Origin of the sequence: Streptomyces sp. BE303 (assembly GCF_036290945.1) — a bacterium.
GTDB lineage: Bacteria > Actinomycetota > Actinomycetes > Streptomycetales > Streptomycetaceae > Kitasatospora.
The window spans coordinates 1-666 of record NZ_JAQYWZ010000604.1; the positions used below are offsets into that span (position 1 = coordinate 1).

Below are 666 nucleotides of genomic sequence, written 5' to 3' on the forward strand. Positions count from 1 at the left end.
CAGGGCAAGGTGAAGGTCGAACTCACGCTCCTGGAGTGGAAGGACGGCCGGGACAAGATCAAGCAGGCCGTCGCCGCCGGCAAGGGCCCCGACGTCTGGCTGATGAACAACGGCCTGGAGCTCGACTACCTCAAGGCCGGCACCCTCGCCCCGCTCGACAAGCTCGGCTACACCGCCGCCGACACCGAGAAGTTCCTGCCACTGGCGAAGGTCGACGAGTACGACGGCAAGATGCACGGCGTCCCCCTCTACTTCGACGTGGACGTCATGCTCTACCGCACCGACATCCTCCAGCAGTACGGCATCGCCGCCCCGCCCAAGACCTGGGACGAGCTGAAGTCCACCGCGGCCACCATCACCGCCAAGTCCGCCGAGGCAGGGAAGAAGGTGGCCGGCTGGCAGTTCAAGGGCATGGACGACCACCTCAACGCCATCAACTCCACCTGGGAGAGCTTCCTCTGCCAGGCCGGCGGCACCCTCACCTCGCCCGACTTCAAGGCCTCCACCCAGAACACCGAGGCCGGGCGCACCGCGATGGAGTACATGAAGTCCTTCTACACCGAGAAGATCTCCCCGGTCGGCACCAGCGCCCTCAACGGCTTCATCAGCGGCGACGTCGCGATGTTCCCGTTCTTCCAGTCGGTCATCGCCAACGTCCGGACCGGC

1 protein-coding gene is annotated in these 666 nt (G+C 65.8%); it reads left to right on the top strand.

Translation table 11 applies throughout. The features are described from left to right. The coding region (locus PUR56_RS13530; protein WP_329949081.1) for an extracellular solute-binding protein at nucleotides 1–666 on the top strand (666 nt) is incomplete at both ends.